The sequence below is a fragment of the Streptomyces niveus genome (assembly GCF_001723055.1).
Classification (GTDB): domain Bacteria; phylum Actinomycetota; class Actinomycetes; order Streptomycetales; family Streptomycetaceae; genus Streptomyces; species Streptomyces niveus.
On sequence record NZ_MDCR01000521.1, the window covers coordinates 1 to 1159 of the forward strand.

Here is a 1159-nt window from a genome sequence, read left to right on the forward strand (position 1 = left end):
TCGTCGGGCAGACCGAGCACAAGGTCATGGCCCATATGCAGGGCCGCCTCGGACCCATGTACGTCGGCGGTTTCCACGGGTGGGCCCAACTCGTCGCCGACGGCGTCAAGTTCGCGCAGAAGGAAGACATCGTCCCGGCCGCCGCCGACCGGCGGATCTTCCAGCTCGCGCCGGCCGTCGCCCTGCTGCCCTACCTCCTCGTACTGGTCGTCATCCCGATCGGGCCCCAGGCGGGCGCGGTCGGTGAGGTCATCGACGCGGGAATCTTCTTCGTCCTCGCCGTGATGGGCGTCGGCGTCCTCGGCTCGCTCATGGCCGGCTGGGCGTCGGCCAACAAGTTCTCCCTGCTCGGCGGCCTGCGCACCGCCGCCCAACTGCTCGCCTACGAGCTGCCGATGCTGCTCACGGCCGCCTCCGTCGCGATGGCGGCCGGCACCGTTTCGCTGCCCGGCATCCTCAACGCCTTCGAGTGGTGGTGGGTGCCCTGGCAGATCGTCGGCGCCCTCGTCTTCTTCGTCGCCGGTCTCGCCGAACTCCAGCGCCCTCCCTTCGACATGCCGGTCGCCGACTCCGAGATCATCTTCGGCGCGTACACCGAGTACACCGGTCTGCGGTTCGCGCTGTTCCTGCTCGCCGAGTACGCGGGCATCGTCGTCCTGTGCGGACTGACCACCGTCCTGTTCCTCGGCGGCTGGCACGGCCCGTTCGGCGGTGACGGCCTCGGCTGGCTCTGGACCCTCCTCAAGACGTTCCTCCTCGCCTTCGTCGTCATCTGGCTGCGCGTCAGCTATCCCCGGCTGCGTGAGGACCAGCTCCAGAAGCTCGCCTGGACCGTGCTCATCCCGCTCGCCCTCGCCCAGATCGCCCTCACCGGCATCGTCAAGGTGGTGATCCACTAAGTGCCTCCGATCCCCGGAAGCGGTCTGGCCAAGGGGCTGGCCGTCACCCTTCGTACGATGACCAGAAGGTCGGTCACCGCGCAGTACCCGGACGCCCAGCCCGAACTCCCGCCCCGCAGCCGCGGCGTGATCGGCCTGTTCGAGGAGAACTGCACGGTCTGCATGCTCTGCGCCCGTGAGTGCCCCGACTGGTGCATCTACATCGACTCCCACAAGGAGACGCTGCCCGCCGCCGCCCCCGGCGGGCAGCGTCTCCTTGT

Annotated in this window: 1 protein-coding gene and 1 pseudogene; both read left to right on the forward strand. The window is 68.9% G+C overall.

Going from position 1 to position 1159, the window contains the following annotated elements; all coding sequences use genetic code 11:
* Positions 1-899 (forward strand): complex I subunit 1/NuoH family protein (locus BHU15_RS37225; protein WP_069631114.1); only part of this gene is annotated, 899 nt, incomplete at its 5' end.
* Positions 900-1159 (forward strand): annotated as a pseudogene (locus tag BHU15_RS37230) (NADH-quinone oxidoreductase subunit I); the annotation flags it as partial.